The sequence below is a fragment of the Enterobacter sp. DC4 genome (assembly GCF_000568095.1).
GTDB lineage: Bacteria > Pseudomonadota > Gammaproteobacteria > Enterobacterales > Enterobacteriaceae > Enterobacter > Enterobacter pseudoroggenkampii.
This window is the reverse complement of the sequence record NZ_AZUB01000006.1, coordinates 29,680-46,294: the sequence shown is the minus strand read 5'-3', so window position 1 is coordinate 46,294 and position 16,615 is coordinate 29,680. Positions and strand designations below refer to the sequence as shown.

Annotated in this window: 15 protein-coding genes; 7 read left to right on the top strand and 8 right to left on the bottom strand. The window is 55.8% G+C overall.

Translation table 11 applies throughout. The annotated features are described in order from the left end of the window. Positions 1-159: 159 nt before the first annotated feature. A complete protein-coding gene (gene ptsP, locus P349_RS07140; RefSeq protein ID WP_024909296.1) occupies positions 160-2,406 on the bottom strand; it encodes a phosphoenolpyruvate--protein phosphotransferase in 2,247 nt (748 codons plus the stop codon). A gap of 12 nt (positions 2,407-2,418) precedes the next feature. Beyond that, positions 2,419-2,949, bottom strand: coding sequence for an RNA pyrophosphohydrolase (rppH, locus tag P349_RS07145; protein WP_013098553.1), 531 nt, complete (start codon positions 2,947-2,949; stop codon positions 2,419-2,421). Positions 2,950-3,632: 683 nt separating this feature from the next. On the opposite strand from rppH, the gene mutH reads away from it, so the two are divergent. The 3 genes from mutH to P349_RS07160 all read left to right on the top strand — a co-directional run bounded on the left by mutH (position 3,633) and on the right by P349_RS07160 (position 5,844). Beyond that, positions 3,633-4,325 (top strand): DNA mismatch repair endonuclease MutH, encoded by a 693-nt coding sequence (gene mutH, locus P349_RS07150; RefSeq protein WP_032648136.1) that lies wholly within the window; start codon positions 3,633-3,635, stop codon positions 4,323-4,325. A 128-nt stretch (positions 4,326-4,453) separates the two neighbouring features. Further along, positions 4,454-4,672 (top strand): YgdI/YgdR family lipoprotein, encoded by a 219-nt coding sequence (locus tag P349_RS07155; protein ID WP_008499668.1) that lies wholly within the window; start codon positions 4,454-4,456, stop codon positions 4,670-4,672. A 131-nt stretch (positions 4,673-4,803) separates the two neighbouring features. Continuing rightward, complete coding sequence (locus P349_RS07160; protein ID WP_024909298.1) at positions 4,804-5,844, top strand: NADP(H)-dependent aldo-keto reductase; 1,041 nt, start codon at positions 4,804-4,806, stop codon at positions 5,842-5,844. 93 nt (positions 5,845-5,937) lie between these two features. Here P349_RS07160 and lplT read toward each other — a convergent pair whose 3' ends face one another. Both lplT and aas read right to left on the bottom strand, forming a co-directional pair. After that, positions 5,938-7,131 carry a lysophospholipid transporter LplT gene (gene lplT / locus P349_RS07165; protein ID WP_032648138.1) on the bottom strand — a complete coding sequence of 398 codons (1,194 nt, stop codon included), beginning with the start codon at positions 7,129-7,131 and terminating at the stop codon, positions 5,938-5,940. Beyond that, entirely contained in the window at positions 7,124-9,283 is a 2,160-nt protein-coding gene (gene aas / locus P349_RS07170) for a bifunctional acyl-ACP--phospholipid O-acyltransferase/long-chain-fatty-acid--ACP ligase (protein ID WP_032648140.1), read from the bottom strand. The genes lplT and aas overlap by 8 nt, the downstream gene beginning before the upstream one ends. A 425-nt stretch (positions 9,284-9,708) precedes the next feature. On the opposite strand from aas, the gene galR reads away from it, so the two are divergent. Continuing rightward, positions 9,709-10,725, top strand: coding sequence for an HTH-type transcriptional regulator GalR (gene galR, locus P349_RS07175; RefSeq protein WP_032648142.1), 1,017 nt, complete (start codon positions 9,709-9,711; stop codon positions 10,723-10,725). Here galR and P349_RS07180 read toward each other — a convergent pair. Then, positions 10,686-11,171, bottom strand: a complete 486-nt coding sequence (locus P349_RS07180; RefSeq protein WP_032648144.1) for a GNAT family N-acetyltransferase — start codon at positions 11,169-11,171, stop codon at positions 10,686-10,688. The genes galR and P349_RS07180 overlap by 40 nt on opposite strands. A 221-nt stretch (positions 11,172-11,392) precedes the next feature. Here P349_RS07180 and P349_RS07185 point away from each other — a divergent pair, with 221 nt between their 5' ends. Continuing rightward, positions 11,393-12,430 carry a LacI family DNA-binding transcriptional regulator gene (locus tag P349_RS07185; RefSeq protein ID WP_032648146.1) on the top strand — a complete coding sequence of 346 codons (1,038 nt, stop codon included), beginning with the start codon at positions 11,393-11,395 and terminating at the stop codon, positions 12,428-12,430. Here the strand turns inward: P349_RS07185 and lysA are convergent. Next, complete coding sequence (gene lysA, locus P349_RS07190; protein WP_032648148.1) at positions 12,400-13,662, bottom strand: diaminopimelate decarboxylase; 1,263 nt, start codon at positions 13,660-13,662, stop codon at positions 12,400-12,402. The two genes, P349_RS07185 and lysA, sit on opposite strands and share 31 nt — an antisense overlap. Positions 13,663-13,783: 121 nt before the next feature. On the opposite strand from lysA, the gene P349_RS07195 reads away from it, so the two are divergent. Continuing rightward, entirely contained in the window at positions 13,784-14,716 is a 933-nt protein-coding gene (locus tag P349_RS07195; protein ID WP_032648150.1) for a LysR family transcriptional regulator, read from the top strand. Between the two features lie 19 nt (positions 14,717-14,735). Here the strand turns inward: P349_RS07195 and P349_RS07200 are convergent, their stop codons facing one another. Continuing rightward, on the bottom strand, positions 14,736-15,284 hold the full coding sequence (locus P349_RS07200) for a flavodoxin family protein (RefSeq protein WP_032645441.1): 549 nt from the start codon (positions 15,282-15,284) through the stop codon (positions 14,736-14,738). 190 nt (positions 15,285-15,474) lie between these two features. Between P349_RS07200 and P349_RS07205 the strand changes: the two genes are divergently transcribed. Then, positions 15,475-15,867 carry a winged helix-turn-helix transcriptional regulator gene (locus P349_RS07205; RefSeq protein WP_081758216.1) on the top strand — a complete coding sequence of 131 codons (393 nt, stop codon included), beginning with the start codon at positions 15,475-15,477 and terminating at the stop codon, positions 15,865-15,867. 15 nt (positions 15,868-15,882) lie between these two features. Here P349_RS07205 and P349_RS07210 read toward each other — a convergent pair whose 3' ends face one another. Beyond that, positions 15,883-16,575: an aspartate/glutamate racemase gene (locus P349_RS07210; protein ID WP_024909311.1), complete on the bottom strand. Its 693-nt coding sequence runs from the start codon at positions 16,573-16,575 to the stop codon at positions 15,883-15,885. Positions 16,576-16,615: the final 40 nt, after the last annotated feature.

Here is a 16,615-nt window from a genome sequence, read left to right as displayed (position 1 = left end):
TGGACAGCGGTAGAAATGCGATTCTGCTGTAAGCAGAGGCTCCAAAGTTGCGAATCATAGCACAAGGCTGGCGCGGAGGATGCGCCAGAGATGTAAAAGATGTGTATAGGGTTTTATGCGCGCTGGCGCCCTCACCCACAGGGAGAGGGCGAAAAACGATTAGCGGCCGCCGCGGATCAGACCGCCCATACCGCGTCGTTCCATAAACGCCGCGACCTGGTGGCGGACTTCCGTTGCCAGCTGCGCCTCAAGGCTGCGTTCAGCCAGCTCGCGGGCATCATTGATGTCGATATGCCGCAGCAGATATTTCACGCGGGCGACGGCGCGACCGTTCATCGACAGATGGCGGAATCCCAGACCAATCAGGATCGCAACACACATTGAATCCCCGGCCATTTCACCGCACAGGCGTAAATCAATACCGTACTGCTCCGCTTCACGGGCGATCATCGCTAACGCGCGAATAATCGCCGGATGCAGGCTGTCGTAGATACTGGCGACGCGAGTATTGTTACGGTCAACGGCCAGGATATATTGCGTCAGGTCGTTCGTGCCGACAGAGATAAAATCAACACGGTTTGCCAGCTGCGGCAGCATAAAGACCATAGACGGCACTTCAAGCATCACACCAATCCGCGGTTTCGGGATCGCATAGCCGATCATCTCTTCCACTTCGCGGCCAGCACGTTCGATCAGCCGCCGGGACTCGTCGATCTCATCGATGCTGGTGACCATCGGCAGCAGGATGCTGAGATTGCCCGTCGCCGCGTTGGCGCGCAGCATCGCACGTACCTGGATCAGGAAGATCTCCGGCTGATCGAGCGTAATGCGGATCCCACGCCAGCCCAGGCACGGGTTTTCTTCGCTGATCGGCATATAGGGCAGCTGTTTATCCGCCCCGACATCCAGGGTACGCAGGGTGACAGGTTTGTCGTTAAACATCTGCAGCATCCCCTGATACTGTGCCACCTGCTCCTCTTCGGAGGGGAAACCGCTCTGTAGCATGAACGGGATTTCAGTACGGTATAGGCCAATACCGTCGATGCGGCTGCCAAGCTTTTCTTCATGTTCAGGGCTTAAACCGGCGTTGAGCATGACTTTGATCCGCTCACCGCTCTTCAGCTGTGCGGGCAGGTTAACGTCATCTTCAGCCAGCTTGCTTAATTCATTCTCTTCGCTGATAAGACGCTGGTACTCCTGGAGCAGAACCGGCTCAGGATCGACCAGCAGCTCACCGCGATAGCCGTCGACCACCAGCGTACGTCGGTGCAGTACCGACGGCTGAATGTCCGCCCCCATAACGGTAGGGATACCCAGCGCGCGCACCATAATGGCGGCGTGTGAGTTGGCGGCACCATCGCGCACCACCACACCGGCCAGCCTGTCCTGGGGCAGTTCAGCCAGCGTCGTTGCCGAGAGTTCGTCGGCGACCAGAACAAACCGTTTTGGCCAGGCATTCGGGCCCTGAATGGTGTCATCAAGATGGAACAGCAGGCGCTGCCCCAGCGCGCGCAGATCCCCTGCCCGCTCTTTCAGGTAACCGTCGGTCAGTGCTGCAAACTGGTCGGCAAATTTTTCGATGACCTTCTTAACCGCCCACTCCGCGACCGAGCCTTTATCCACTTCCGCAAAAAGCTCACGACGCAGACGCGCATCGGAGAGCAGGTGCGAATAGAGGTCGAAGATGGCCGCCGTCTCTTTTTGCGCGCCTGCGGCAAAGCGCTTGCTGTAACGACGAAATTCATTTGCCGCCTCTTCCAGCGCGGCGGTGAGACGCTCGCGCTCCAGCGCTTCATCAAGCGTTGAGGCTTCGTAAACCTGCTCCATCAGCGGCAGCGTAGCGTCCATCCAGCCTTCCGCTATCGCCACGCCTGGCGATGCTGGAAGGGCTCGAATACGCGTATGGCGATACTGACCAAAAAGCGCGGCAAGCTGGGACTGAGAGAGGATCGCCGCCATCTGCGTGGCCAGCGTGACGAGGAAAGACTCCTCGCTTTCGTCGTACTGACGTAGCTCACGCTGCTGGACGACCAGCACGCCGAGCAGCTGGCGACGCTGGATAATCGGCACGCCAAGGAAAGCGCGGAAGCGCTCTTCTTTTACGGAAGGGATATATTTAAAGCTGGGGTGTTTTTGTGCGTCAGCAAGGTTGATGGGTTCAGCCAGCCGCCCGACCAGACCCACGATACCTTCATCAAATGCGAGCGTTACGGTGCGTCCGCGTGGTTTTTTCAAACCACGGGTTGCCATCAGGTAATAGCAGCGCCGATCGTGGTCGGCCAGATACACCGAACAGACCTCGGTCTCCATCGCAAGGCAGATGTCGGTGACCAGAATATTCAGCGCCTCGTTCAGACGCGGCGCGCTGGCCACCTTCTCGACTATTTCTCGCAAGCGGGTGAGCATGATTTGCGTAGCTTAACCTCTTTTACGTCGCCAGGCAGGTGCGCTCTGCGGCTTAGGCGGGATCTCCTGAAGCTGCATTACCACACTTGCAAACTCTTTCATCACCCTACGGTAAACATCGCGTTTAAATGACACGACCTGACGAACAGGATACCAATAGCTCACCCAGCGCCAGCCATCGAACTCCGGCGTACTGCTGGTTTGCATATTGATGTCTGAATCGTTGCCCACCAACTGCAACAGAAACCACTTCTGTTTCTGGCCGATACAAACCGGCTTTGTGTCCCAACGCACCAAACGTTTCGGTAACTTGTAACGCAACCAGTTGCGGGTCGAAGCCAGGATGCGAACATCTTTTCGGCTTAAACCGACCTCTTCAAAAAGCTCCCGGTACATCGCTTGTTCTGGGGACTCTCCCGGATTGATCCCGCCTTGCGGGAACTGCCAGGAGTGCTGACCATATCGCCGGGCCCACATTACCTGGCCCTGACGATTACAAATTACTATTCCTACGTTCGGGCGGTAGCCATCGTCATCAATCACCGGACTACCCCAAACTAAACCTTATATATGAATGATTGTTTCACACTACAGGGAGGCGGTAAACCACTCTCTTACAGGGCTGCAACCTAATAACATTTGAATAACTCACAAATAAGTGCTGAGTTATAAACAGATGAGTGGCAGTGAAGGGAATTTTATTCACCTTTTCTGTGGATATAGTTGTGAAGAAGTGTCTGATTACCGATGAACAACCTTAAACGCTGCCATATCCCCTCTTTCACCTGAATTCAATAATGCAATTATTTTCATATAGTTAAATGTATTTCCATGAACACAAAACAGAATAGCGTGACGATCGTCACATCAGGGATCGTCGTGCTGATGAAAGATCGAACAGCGTCGGTTTTATCCACAGATTGTGCCAATAAGTTAGTCACAATTTGTTTGAAAATTCGATTTTCATCGCACGTCAAGGCTGTAAATTGAAACAGTAGTCAGGGTTATGCCCAGTTATCCCATTTTTCTGTGGATAACATGGTGTAAGATCCTGTTCATTGTCAGTGACCAGATTTGAACAACCGGTTTTCTGACTCGGGTGAAACGATTTCAAACCCATAAAAAAACCTATAAATCATACACATGGAATATTGGTACAGAAATAGTTAAACTCTATCCACAGGGGACAATTTCTTCGTTTATTTTTTAATCAAAAGGTTACCGTCATGCATCCGCTTACACCCTTGCTCTCACCGCCGTCCAGCGAGGGCCAGTTGCTCCAGCAGGCACAGCGTCTTGCGGGTTTTTCGCTTGGCGAGCTGGCGGCAATGGCAGGGCTTCCGATCCCGAAGGATCTTAAGCGGGATAAAGGCTGGATCGGCATGCTGCTTGAGCTGTGGCTGGGTGCGAGCGCAGGGAGCAAACCCGAGCAGGATTTTGCAGCACTTGGCGTGGAGTTAAAAACCATCCCAATAGATAGCCAGGGCAAGCCGCTTGAGACCACCTTTGTCTGCGTTGCGCCATTAACCGGCAACACCGGCGTGACGTGGGAAACCAGCCACGTTCGCCACAAGCTGAAGCGCGTGTTGTGGGTACCGGTTGAAGGCGAGCGACAGATCCCCCTGGCTGACCGTCGCGTTGGCGCGCCGCTGCTCTGGAGCCCGAACGAGGATGAAGAGCATCAGCTTCGGCTGGACTGGGAGGAGCTGATGGACATGATCGTTCTTGGGCAGGTAGAGCGCATCACCGCCCGACACGGAGAAGTATTACAACTGCGTCCGAAAGCGGCCAACAGTAAAGCGCTTACCGAGGCAATCGGCGCACAGGGTGAGCCGATACTGACGCTGCCGCGCGGTTTTTATCTCAAAAAGAATTTCACCGGCGCGCTCCTGGCACGTCATTTCCTGTTAAAAACATAGTTTTTTACTTATTTTGCGAGCTCTCAAACATAATCGACTGCTTTTTAAGATTTTACTGCTTCCTCAAGTCGCCATATCGAGTTAATACTAGATTATGATTTGATACGCGCCAGATGAGGACGATAACGATGAAAAAATGGGCAGTGTTAGTTTCAGCAGTCGGTTTAGCGTTTGCCGTATCGGGCTGTAGCAGCGATTACGTCATGGCGACAAAAGATGGTCGAATGATCCTGACCGACGGCAAACCCGAAGTTGACGATGATACCGGTCTGGTCAGCTACCGCGATCAGGAAGGCAATAAAATGCAGATCAATCGCGACGAAGTATCGCAAATTATCGAGCGATAAACAGAGAGAGGTCAGTCGCTTGCTGACCTTTTTGATTTTTTTCTTCCCCTTTTGCTTCCCCTCTGCCATGTTTATATTCCTTTGTCGGGCACGCCCTGACGCGGTCTATAAGTCTACTGAGGAAGCCGGCTATGCATTATCACCGTATCCCCCACAGCGCTCTGGAAATAAGCCAACTGGGGTTGGGCACGATGACATTTGGTGAACAAAACAGCGAAGCCGATGCCCATGCACAACTCGATTACGCCGTCAGCCAGGGGATTAACCTGATTGATGTCGCGGAGATGTACCCTGTTCCGCCACGTCCGGAAACGCAGGGACTTACCGAAACCTACGTCGGTAACTGGCTGGCAAAACACGGCAACCGTGAAAAGCTGGTGATTGCCTCCAAAGTCAGCGGCCCCGCGCGCAACAACGATACCGGGATCCGCCCGAATCAGATCCTCGATCGCAAGAATATCCGCGCCGCACTGGACGCCAGCCTGAAGCGCCTGCAAACCGACTATCTCGATCTGTATCAGGTGCACTGGCCTCAGCGCCCAACCAACTGCTTTGGTAAGCTCGGCTACAGCTGGAATGAGAGCGCCCCCGCCGTGACGCTGCTGGAAACGCTGGAAGCGCTGACCGAATGCCAGCGCGCGGGAAAAATCCGCTATATTGGCGTCTCTAACGAAACGGCCTTTGGGGTCATGCGCTATCTGCACCTGGCGGATAAACACGATCTGCCGCGTATCGTGACTATTCAGAACCCGTACAGCCTGCTTAACCGCAGCTATGAAGTGGGTCTGGCCGAAGTGACGCAGTATGAAGAAGTGGAACTGCTCGCCTACTCCTGTCTCGGCTTCGGCACACTGACGGGGAAATACCTGAACGGCGCGAAACCGGCCGGGGCTCGTAACACCCTCTTTAGCCGCTTTACCCGTTACAGCGGAGAGCAGACGCAGAAAGCCGTTGCCGCCTATGTGGATATCGCGAAGCGTCACGGTCTTGACCCTGCGCAGATGGCGCTGGCCTTCGTGCGTCGTCAGCCGTTTGTTGCCAGCACCCTGCTGGGCGCGACCACGATGGAGCAGTTGAAAACCAATATTGCGAGTTTCAATCTGAACCTGAGTGAAGAGGTGTTAGCGGAGATTGAAGCGGTGCATCAGGTTTATACTTATCCTGCACCGTAATAAAAGCAAAACGGCAACGCACGTTGCCGTTTTTAGGGTTTGCTCCCTCTCCCTGTGGGAGAGGGCCGGGGTGAGGGCATCAGGCCGCACTTATCAGCGGCGACGTTGCCACATCCACAAACCCGCAATCGCCAGCGCAAACAGCCCACCAAACCCGACGCCAATCCCCACCACCGGCACGCCCACTTTTACCGCCAGCGAGTAGAGCCCCAGCATTAACAGCATTGCCAGGTTTTCCCCCAGGTTTTGTACCGCGATGGCATTGCCTGCCCCGACGGTCTGCTTGCCCCGCTCCTGCAGTAACGCGTTCAGCGGCACCACGAAGAAGCCCCCCAGAATACCAATCAGGATGAGGAGGACATACGCGGGCAATAACGCATGCTGCAGCGAGAAGATCAGCACCACGACGCCAATCAGGATCCCTGCGGGCATGCAGCGTGCTACCGTCTCGAGCGTTACCAGCTTCGCCGCCGCGCCAGCCCCCACCACAATGCCGATGGCCACCATCGCATTCAGATAGGTCGGTGTCGCGTTGTCAGTAATCCCCAGCGCCACCGGCACCCACAGCACCAGCAGGAAGCGCAGCGTGACGCCCGCACCCCAGAACATACTGGTCCCCATCAGGGAAAAACGCGTTTCACCGTTACGCCACAGCACGCGGCAGGCGGTAAAGAAACTGCCGGTCATCGGTTTAAAACGCCAGGATTGTCCCGGGCGAGCCACCGGCAGTTTAGGAATAAACAGGTTCGCTACGACCGCCCCGCCATACACCGCCGCGCATACGCCCAGTGCCGCCAGGACATGCCAGTCGGCCAGCACGCCGCCCGCAACGGATCCGAGCAGGATAGCGGCAATGGTTGACGACTCCATCAGACCATTGGCTTTCACCAGCTTATCTCCGGTGGTCAGCTCGCCGAGAATGCCATACTTCGCCGGGGAGTAGGCGGCGGCGCCAATGCCCACCAGCGTATAGCCAATAAACGGATTGAAGCCAAAGCAAATGCTGGCCGCCCCCAGCAGCTTGAGGCCGTTGGCAAACATCATCACCCGACCTTTCGGGAAGCTGTCCGCCACCTGCCCGACGAACGGAGCAAAGATAATGTAAGCGCCCACAAACACCATCTGCAGGATCGGCTGACTCCAGTCGGGGTAAAACTCGGCTTTCAGCAGCGCCAGCGTGGCAAACAGCAACGCGTTATCACCGAACGCAGAGAGAAACTGTGCGGCGATGACGGCCATCATGCCTTTCGATCTGAGCGATGTGTTAGTGTGTACTGACTCACGCATTTTGCTGTTCCGCCTCTTCAACCATGCCTTTCAGGGTCACGAAATCGGGCTTCCCGCTACCCAGCACAGGGAGCTGTTTCAGGTAGCGAATATCGCGCGGCACGGCCAGTTCAGGAATACCGTGTTCACGCGCATAGCTCAGTAACCTGTCGCGCTTAAGCTCACCGTCGGTCGTAAACAGCACCAGCGCCTCGCCTTTGCTGGCGTCACTCTTCACCACCGTCGCATGCATCTTATCCGCGGACACGGCCGTCGCCAGTTGCTCAACCATTTCCAGAGAGACCATTTCACCGGCGATTTTGGCGAAGCGTTTCGCGCGTCCCTGAATCTGTACAAAGCCCTGTTCATCAAAACGGACAATATCGCCGGTGTCGTACCAGCCGGTTTCAATATCGCCGTTGACGTTTTCCGCTGTGGGCACCTCCAGCACGCCCGGGTTTTCCACGCGCAGATACCCGTTCATCACGTTTGGCCCTTTGAGCTGCAGACGGCCACCGTCCTCAATGCCCGGCACGGCCAGCAGACGCGCATCCATTCCCGGCAGAATTCGGCCAACCGTACCCGGTTTCGCCGCCATCGGCACGTTAATCGAGACCACGGGCGCACACTCGGTAACGCCATACCCTTCGAGAATGCGCAGGCCAAACTTGTCCTGCCAGATCTGACGCGTGCTCTCCTGCAGTTTTTCCGCACCGGCCACCACATACCGCACGCGATAGAAGTCATACGGATTGGCGAAACGCGCATAGTTGCCGAGGAAGGTTGAGGTGCCGAACAGGACGGTGCAGTTACGGTCATACACCAGCTCCGGCACAATCCGGTAATGCAGCGGGCTTGGATAGAGGAACACTTCTGCGCCGGTCAGCAGCGGCGTAAACAGCCCCACCGTCAGGCCAAAGGAGTGGAACAGCGGCAGCGCCGACATAAAACGGTCATCCGCGGTAAAGTCAGCAATGCTTTTGATCTGCTCAACGTTCGCCAGAATGCTCTTGTGGCTGTGGACGACGCCTTTCGGGTTGCCCTCCGATCCCGACGTGAAGAGGATAATGGCGTCATCTTCCGGCTGCTGTTTGACCTGCGCCAGACGTGGCACCAGCAGGTGAGCAAAAATCCACAGCTTGTCGCCGGTGGTCACGTCGGCTTTCAGATCCTCCAGGAAGACCCAGCGTACCTGGGTGAGCTGCTCGGGAAGATGCCAGAGCTTGCCTTTGTCCAGGAACTGACGAGAGGTAAAGACGGTATTAATCTGGGCAGCGGTGATGGCGCTGGTCAGCCCTTTCACGCCCGCCGTGTAGTTCATCATCGCCGGGATCCGGCCCCTGGAAACCGCACCAAAAATCACCGCCGCGCTGATGCCCGCGTTAGGCAGCATCAGGCCAATCTTTTCGCCCTTTTTGCTGTACTTCTCCAGAATGCGACCCACAAACAGGGTCTTGGTCAGCAGTTTGCGATAGGTATCCGGGGTAAAGTTGATGTCTTCGATGCAGTTTTTCTTCGCGCCATAGCGGTGCTGCGCGGAAAGTAGAGATTCGTACAGCGTTTCGCGCGGACGCACGGCCATGCGCGCTTCCATCATAATCTGGTGCAGCATTTCCCCGGCGATTTTACGGCGATCGCGGGCACGCGTCGCGTCGGGCATCGGTAACGACGTTGGCGGCAGAATATGCAGCGTGATTTTGGGGAACAGACGCTGCTTCACCAGTCCCTTCAGACGGCTGAAATGGGTCAGCTCTGCGCCTTCAATTCGCAGCGGCACCACGGTCGCTTTTGACTTCGCCGCGACAAACCCCGCACCGTCGTAGATTTTCATCAGCGAACCGGTCACGGAGATACGCCCTTCCGGGAAAATGACCACCGGACGACCCTGCTCGACCAGACGCACCAGATGCTTAATCATCATCGGCTTTGTCGGGTCGAGCGGCACAAAATCAATCAGCGGCGTGAGCCAGCGCATGTACCACTGCTGGCTGATGGAGGTATAGACCGCAAATACCGGGCGCACGGGCAGAAACAGCGCCAGCAGGATACCGTCTATAAAGGAAACATGATTTGGTGTGATAAGAACGCGTTCGCCGCGAAGCGCCTGGGCATCGCCAGTGACGCGGATGCGAAAGAGAATACGGAACAGTGTACGGAAGAACCCAAATAGCATCTCAACTCCCTTTGCCAGCCAGTGTGGAGGGTTGATAGTAAATGGTGGCAGATTACACGAGAAGTGATACGGGAGCGACAGCAAAAGTGGAGGCGAAAAAAAACCTGCGCATCCGCGCAGGTTGGTGCAAGAGATGAGTACGAAACCGTACTAAGAATTCTCACCAATCAATACCTCTGGGATCTCAACTGTATCAATCTCATTAACATCCTCGCCATCGGACAATCGCAACAGCCTGAGGCAAAGTGTAACCAAAGGTTCAGATTGACATTCTTCAGACATGACTGCGCGTGTAACGATTACACCACCAGGGTTGTTCTGCGTCACGTTTGTGGAGAGCGGAAATCCGCTCCCCTTGAATGCGCGCCGCTTTTCCGCAACACTATTTGGTGTGTAAACGCTTACCCCCAATAAGAAGGTAATGAATGGCGACAATAAAGGATGTGGCCCGTCTGGCAGGTGTGTCGGTGGCAACCGTCTCCCGCGTGATTAACGACTCCCCAAAAGCCAGTGACGCATCACGCCAGGCGGTACAAAACGCCATGGAATCCCTGAACTATCATCCCAATGCCAATGCCCGCGCGCTCGCCCAGCAGTCCACAGAAACCATTGGTCTGGTGGTAGGAGATGTCTCCGATCCCTTTTTCGGCGCGATGGTGAAAGCCGTTGAGCAGGTTTCTTATCAGACAGGCAATTTTTTGCTGATCGGCAATGGCTATCATAATGAACAAAAAGAACGCCAGGCCATCGAGCAGTTGATCCGCCACCGCTGCGCGGCGCTGGTAGTACACGCCAAAATGATCCCGGATGCCGAACTGATTCATCTGATGAAGCAGATCCCCGGGATGGTCATCATCAACCGCATTATTCCCGGCTTTGAGAAACGCTGCGTGGCGCTCGACGACCGCTACGGCGCGTGGCTTGCGACCCGTCATCTGATTCAGCAGGGCCACACCCGGATTGGCTATCTCTGTTCAAACCACCCGATTTCTGATGCAGAAGACCGTCTACAGGGCTACTACGATGCCCTGCGCGAAAACGGACTGCCGTGCAATGACCGCCTGGTGGCCTATGGCGAACCGGATGAGAGCGGCGGTGAACAGGCCATGACCGAGCTGCTGGGTCGCGGACGGAATTTCACGGCGGTTGCCAGCTATAACGACTCGATGGCCGCAGGGGCAATGGGGGTGTTGAACGACAACGGGATTGAGGTACCGGCAGAAATTTCGCTGATTGGCTTCGACGACGTGCTGGTCTCCCGCTACGTTCGCCCGCGCCTGACCACCGTGCGCTACCCGATTATCACCATGGCCACACAGGCCGCCGAGCTGGCGTTAGCGCTGGCGGAACAGCGCCAGCCGCCGGATATTACGCATCTGTTTAGTCCGACGCTGGTTCGTCGTCACTCCGTTGCGTCGCCTGCGGAAGCGCAGAGCGAATAACGGTAGAGGTGAACCCGCGTGTTGGGGTATTCCAGCCCATCGCCGATATACTGCCAGCCGTAACGTTCGTAGAAGTCACGGCAGGCAGACCAGAGGTACAGTTCTTCATATCTCGCCTGCGCGGCCCAGGTAATAACATGCTGCTGTAACTTTCCTGCCAGCCCCTTACCTCGCGCCGCGTCGTCAACGTACAGCGCTGCCAGCCACGGAAAGAGATCCTGACGGGTGATCAAATCGCAGCGCCAGATCCCCACCGTACCAAGTAGCTTTTCGTCCTCAACGGCAATAAACGTCAGCGGTAATTTTCCCGGCGTCTGGCTGTGCTCAACGATGCTGTGGAAAAATTCCCGGGGAAGCCCTTCGCCAAAGGCCTGCCAGATCCAGTCAGTAACCTGCTCAGCATACTGCGGTGCATCGTAAAGGGGGAGGATAACAGTCTTTTTCACGTTTCACCTGCGTATTCTCATTAATGGGCTGGCCTGACGCCTCCAGCTCGTTTTGGCGATTATTTTACCAGAGTCAGACTATTTAGTTTTACTTCAGGCAGGCCAGACAAATCGTTACCGAAAAGCGTGATCGTGGCGGAATTTTTGCGCTTCCCGCATCGCTTATACGGCGTAAGCTCTGTGTTAAACTGCAGATCATTACGTGAAAGCAGGAATGTAGAATGGTAACAATGCTGGATGTCTCACTGCGCGCGGGCGTGTCGAAGGCCACGGTATCGCGCGTGCTGAACGGCACGGGTCAGGTTAAAGAGAGTACGCGTCAGCAGGTGTTTGCGGCGATGGAAGAGCTGGGCTATCGGCCGAACTTTCTCGCGCGCTCGCTGGCTAACCAGACCAGCAACAGCATTGGTCTGGTCGTCTCCACCTTCGACGGCTTTTACTTTGGCCGCCTTCTCCAGCAGGCGTCGCGGCAGACCGAAACCCACGGGAAACAGCTTATCGTCACCGACGGTCACGACGCGCCGGAACAGGAAGAACAGGCGGTGCAGATGCTCGCCGATCGCCAGTGCGATGCCATCGTGCTTTATACGCGCTACATGAGCGAAAAAGCGATCATCAAACTGATGAACACCGTAAAAACACCGCTGGTGGTCATTAACCGTGAAGTGAGCCAGGCGCCGGATCGCTGCGTGTTCTTCGAACAGCAGGATGCCGCATTTAAGGCCGTGGATTATCTGATTGAACAGGGCCATCGGGAGATCGCCTGTATCACCGTCCCGATCCATACCCCAACCGGAAAAGCGAGGCTGATGGGCTATCGTAAGGCGCTGGAAAAGCACGGCATCCGTCTGGACGAGCGTCGGATAAAGTACGGCGATGCGGGGATGACCGGGGGATACGAGCTGTGCAAGGAATTGATTGCCGACGGTGTATCGTTTAGCGCCCTGTTTGCCTGTAACGACGATATGGCACTGGGCGCGTCCAAAGCGTTACACCAGGCGGGGCGTAAAATCCCGCAGGATATTTCACTGTTCGGCTTTGACGACGCCCCAAGCGCAAAATGGCTGGAGCCTGCGCTCTCATCGGTTTATCTGCCCATCGACAATATGATTGTCACGGCCATCGATCAGGCGATCCGGCTGGCAAAAAACCAGCCGGTCGATGCCATCCCGCCGTTTACCGGCACGCTGGTCTTACGCGATTCGGTCACGACGGGGCCGTACTTTCATCAGATGAGCTCTAACGCCAGCAGTTCCTGAATGGTCTGGCGGCGGCGGATCAGCCGCGCCTTGCCGTTATCAAACAGCACTTCCGGCAGCAGCGGGCGGCTGTTGTAGTTAGAGGACATTGACGCCCCGTAAGCGCCGGTGTCGTGCAGCACAAGATAATCACCCGGTTTGACCTCTGGCAGCGCGCGGGTCTCCACTTTGCCGCCCTCCTGTTGGGTAAACACGTCACCCGATTCGCACAGCGGCCCCGCTACGACCGTCTCAACGCGTGGTGCCTGCGTTAAATCGCGTCCGTCGGCAGCCAGGGCGGTAATGTGGTGATAGCTGCCGTACATGGACGGACGCATCAGATCGTTAAAGCCTGCGTCAATCAATACAAAGTGGCGAGACCCCATCTCTTTCACGCTGCGCACCTGCGAAACCAGCACGCCGGCTTCCGCCACCAGGAAACGACCCGGCTCAATTTCCAGTTTCACCGCGTGGCCCAAATGCGCGGCGATTTGATCGCGCGCCGCGCTCCACAGACCGTAATAGTGATCGGTATCGATCGCCTCTTCGCCCTCGCGATAAGGAATGGAGAGACCGCCACCGGCAGAGATCGCCTCCAGATCCTGACCGAAGTCAACAACCTGGCGCACCATCGCACCGCACACCTGCTCCAGGTGGCCGTAATCGACGCCAGAGCCAATGTGCATATGAATCCCCACCAGCTTCAGGCCGTAGCGCTGTAATACCGCCAGCGCGGCAGGCATATCGGCATACCAGATCCCGTGCTTGCTGTTTTCGCCACCGGTATTGGTTTTTTGGCTGTGGCCATGACCAAAGCCCGGGTTCACGCGCAGCCAGACGCGATGGCCGGGAGAAACCTCGCCCAGTTGCTCCAGCATATCTACAGAGCCGGCATTCACCGGGATCTGCAGCTCGTGGACGCGCTCAAGCGTCGCATCGTCGATCACATCGGCGGTAAAGACGATCGCGTCGCCGTCGGCTTTCGGATCGAATCCCGCCGCCAGCGCGCGCTCGATTTCGCCGAGTGAAACGGAGTCCACCTTCACGCCCTGCTCACGCATCAGGCGCAGAATGTGGATATTGGAGCAGGCCTTCTGGGCAAAACGCACCACGTCAAACTGATGCAGGGCGGCGATCTTTTCGCGAACGATCTGCGCGTCGTAGACCCACACCGGGCAGCCAAACTCGGCGGGCAGGCGCAGCAGGTTGTCGGCGTTCAAATCGGTATCAGTCTGGTTCAGCGGGCGTGGCATGGTCTTCTCCGGATAAATGCGTTTTCATGATTACGCCACAGCACAAAGAGAATAAAAAATATCGTTTTATCGCGAGTCTATGCAAAAATGATATGGTCAGTTCTCTGCTTTCAGGTGCCCTATGCCCGCCGTCAATTTACGCCATATCGAGATTTTTCACGCCGTGATGACCACCGGCAATCTCACCGAAGCCGCACAGATGCTGCATACCTCGCAGCCAACGGTGAGCCGCGAGCTGGCGCGCTTCGAGAAAGTGCTGGGGTTGAAGCTGTTCGAACGCACCCGGGGCAGGCTTCACCCGACGGTACAAGGGTTACGCCTGTTCGAGGAAGTTCAGCGCTCCTGGTACGGGCTGGACAGAATAGTAAGTGCCGCGGAAAGCCTGCGCGAGTTTCGTCAGGGCGAGCTGTCGATCGTCTGCCTGCCCGTCTTTTCGCAATCCTTTTTGCCGATGCTGCTGCAACCCTTTCTGGCCCGATACCCGGAGGTCAGCCTCACCATCGTGCCTCAGGAATCACCTCTGCTTGAAGAGTGGCTTTCGGCTCAGCGCCATGATTTAGGCCTGACCGAAACCCTCTCCACACCAGCGGGAACGGCGCGCACGGAATTGCTCTCGTTAGATGAAGTGTGCGTTCTGCCCGCCGGGCATCGGCTTGCCGGTAAGGCAGTGCTTGCGCCGGAGGATTTCCACGGGGAAAACTACATCAGCCTGTCGCAGACTGACAGTTATCGACAGCTGCTGGATACGCTGTTTGCCGAGCATCAGGTCAAACGCCGAATGGTGGTAGAAACACACAGCGCGGCCTCGATTTGTGCGATGGTACGCGCAGGCGTCGGCGTCGCGGTGGTGAATCCGCTCACGGCGCTGGATTATGCAGAAAGTGGGATTGTTGTACGTCGGTTTAGTGTCTCAGTTCCTTTCACCGTTAGCCTAATCCGCCCACTGCATCGTCCGGCATCAGCGCTGGTGGAGGCGTTCAGTGAGCATCTGCAAGGAGGGTTAAGTCTGTTGGCTGACCAGCTAAATAAGATGTTGAATCAGACGCCCCACTGAACAGCGGGCGTCTGAAAACTCAGTTAAAACGTTTCGCGATGGCCGCAACACGCTCGCCGAATTTCACAGCGGTTTGCAGATCGCCACTGGCAATGGCGCCAGCATCAGCATCTGATGGTGACTGCACCAGCAAACCGACTGAGCCGCCCAGATTATTAATGTCCTGACGTGTTGCCGCGAGAGTATTTGACGGCGGTAGCCCCAGGCTCACCCAAATCCCACCGTGTTGAGAGGCCAGCGTTTGCAGGTATTGTAACGACACCTGCTTATCACCGTTCAGGCTGGCGCTGTTGCTGAAGCCCGCGAATACTTTGTCCTGCCAGCTACGCACGAACCAGGCTTTTGAGGTCGCATCAGCGAATTTCTTAAACTGCCACGGTACGCTTCCCATGTAGGTTGGCGCGCCAAAAATAATCGCTCTGGCATCGTTAAGTTTTTGCCAATCGCTTTCCTGAATATCGCCATTGCTGTCAATGGCGATCAGCTCAGCCTGCGCGCCTTCGGCGACTGTTTCAGCAACGCGTTTGGTGTGGCCGTAGCCAGAATAATAGATAACTACAACGCTCATGATAGATCTCCTGATGCAATATTGCCTTGTGAGTCAAACGATTAAGACGACTTTAAAATTGCTCTGCGAGCCCGTTGCCATTTTCGGTTCCCTGGTATCAAATAGAAACCTTACGTCGTTTTATACACGCAAACATTCACGGGCGTAAGAAGGCACCTTTATCTCACCTGGTTACCTCGAGGGAACCACCATGACCCAAACAGCAGTTCTGAAAAAGGAGATGCCTCCTTACAACGTGTTCGATGAACGCTGCCCGACCCGCGGCGTGCTGACGCGTATCGCCGATAAGTGGGCACTGTTAATTCTTGCGCGCCTTGAGAATGGACCGATGCGCTTTAGTCATCTTCAACGTGATATTCAACGAATCACCAAAAAGGTGCTGACCCAGTCTTTACGCAAACTGGAACGTGATGGGCTGGTGTCGCGAAAGATATTCGCCACGGTACCTGTAACAGTCGAGTACAGCCTGACACCGCTTGGCCAGACGTTAACCGAAACGGTGACGGTGCTTGCGCACTGGGTGGAAAATAATATTGATGCCATTGTGGCGGCGCAATCCGCTTATGACGCCGCCAACACGTAAACCTAAACCGGGAGCTCAGGACAACATAAACGCCACGGCATCGGCGGCATGAATTGCAGTGGTATCAAATACCGGGAGAGGGCTTCGCTCGACGGGTACCAGCAAACCAATCTCAGTGCAGCCGAAGATCACCCCTTCGGCCCCCTGCTGCCTAAGTTTATCGATAACGCTGACGTAATACGCGCGGGAAGCTTCGCTGAAGGTACCGAGGCAGAGCTCGTCAAAGATAATCTGATTGATGCGCGCCCGATCTTCTTCATCCGGGATCAGGCTTTCTATCCCAAATTCACTGTGTAAACGTCCGCGATAAAAATCCTGCTCCATGGTGTAGCGTGTACCCAAAAGCGCTACGCGGCGCATTCCGGATGCCGCAATCGCACGCCCGGTCGCGTCCGCGATATGCAGAAACGGCAGCGAGCAGCGGTCTTCAATATGCGACGCCACTTTGTGCATGGTATTGGTACAAAGCACTATCCCCCTGGCGCCGGCGCGCTCCAGTCCCAGCGCCGCCTGAGCCAGGATCTCTCCGGCTTTATCCCACTCACCGCTCGACTGGCAGGCTTCGATTTCATGGAAATCAACGCTGTGCAGCAGCAGACTTGCGGAGTGCAGACCACCCAGACGCTGCTTTACCCCTTCATTAATCAGACGGTAATAAGGGATTGTCGATTCCCAGCTCATACCACCTAACAGGCCGATCGTTTTCATCATCCCTCCTTTTCGTTGATTTCTTCTTTTAACATAACCG

Coding starts and splice junctions, on each gene's coding strand:
- P349_RS07160 (WP_024909298.1), top strand. CDS start 4,804: ATGCATTATCACCGTATCCCCCACAGCGCTCTGGAAATAAGCCAACTG.
- P349_RS07200 (WP_032645441.1), bottom strand. CDS start 15,284: ATGAGCGTTGTAGTTATCTATTATTCTGGCTACGGCCACACCAAACGC.
- mutH (WP_032648136.1), top strand. CDS start 3,633: ATGCATCCGCTTACACCCTTGCTCTCACCGCCGTCCAGCGAGGGCCAG.
- lysA (WP_032648148.1), bottom strand. CDS start 13,662: ATGCCACGCCCGCTGAACCAGACTGATACCGATTTGAACGCCGACAAC.
- ptsP (WP_024909296.1), bottom strand. CDS start 2,406: ATGCTCACCCGCTTGCGAGAAATAGTCGAGAAGGTGGCCAGCGCGCCG.
- galR (WP_032648142.1), top strand. CDS start 9,709: ATGGCGACAATAAAGGATGTGGCCCGTCTGGCAGGTGTGTCGGTGGCA.
- P349_RS07205 (WP_081758216.1), top strand. CDS start 15,475: ATGACCCAAACAGCAGTTCTGAAAAAGGAGATGCCTCCTTACAACGTG.
- P349_RS07155 (WP_008499668.1), top strand. CDS start 4,454: ATGAAAAAATGGGCAGTGTTAGTTTCAGCAGTCGGTTTAGCGTTTGCC.
- aas (WP_032648140.1), bottom strand. CDS start 9,283: ATGCTATTTGGGTTCTTCCGTACACTGTTCCGTATTCTCTTTCGCATC.
- P349_RS07195 (WP_032648150.1), top strand. CDS start 13,784: ATGCCCGCCGTCAATTTACGCCATATCGAGATTTTTCACGCCGTGATG.
- lplT (WP_032648138.1), bottom strand. CDS start 7,131: ATGCGTGAGTCAGTACACACTAACACATCGCTCAGATCGAAAGGCATG.
- P349_RS07185 (WP_032648146.1), top strand. CDS start 11,393: ATGGTAACAATGCTGGATGTCTCACTGCGCGCGGGCGTGTCGAAGGCC.
- P349_RS07210 (WP_024909311.1), bottom strand. CDS start 16,575: ATGAAAACGATCGGCCTGTTAGGTGGTATGAGCTGGGAATCGACAATC.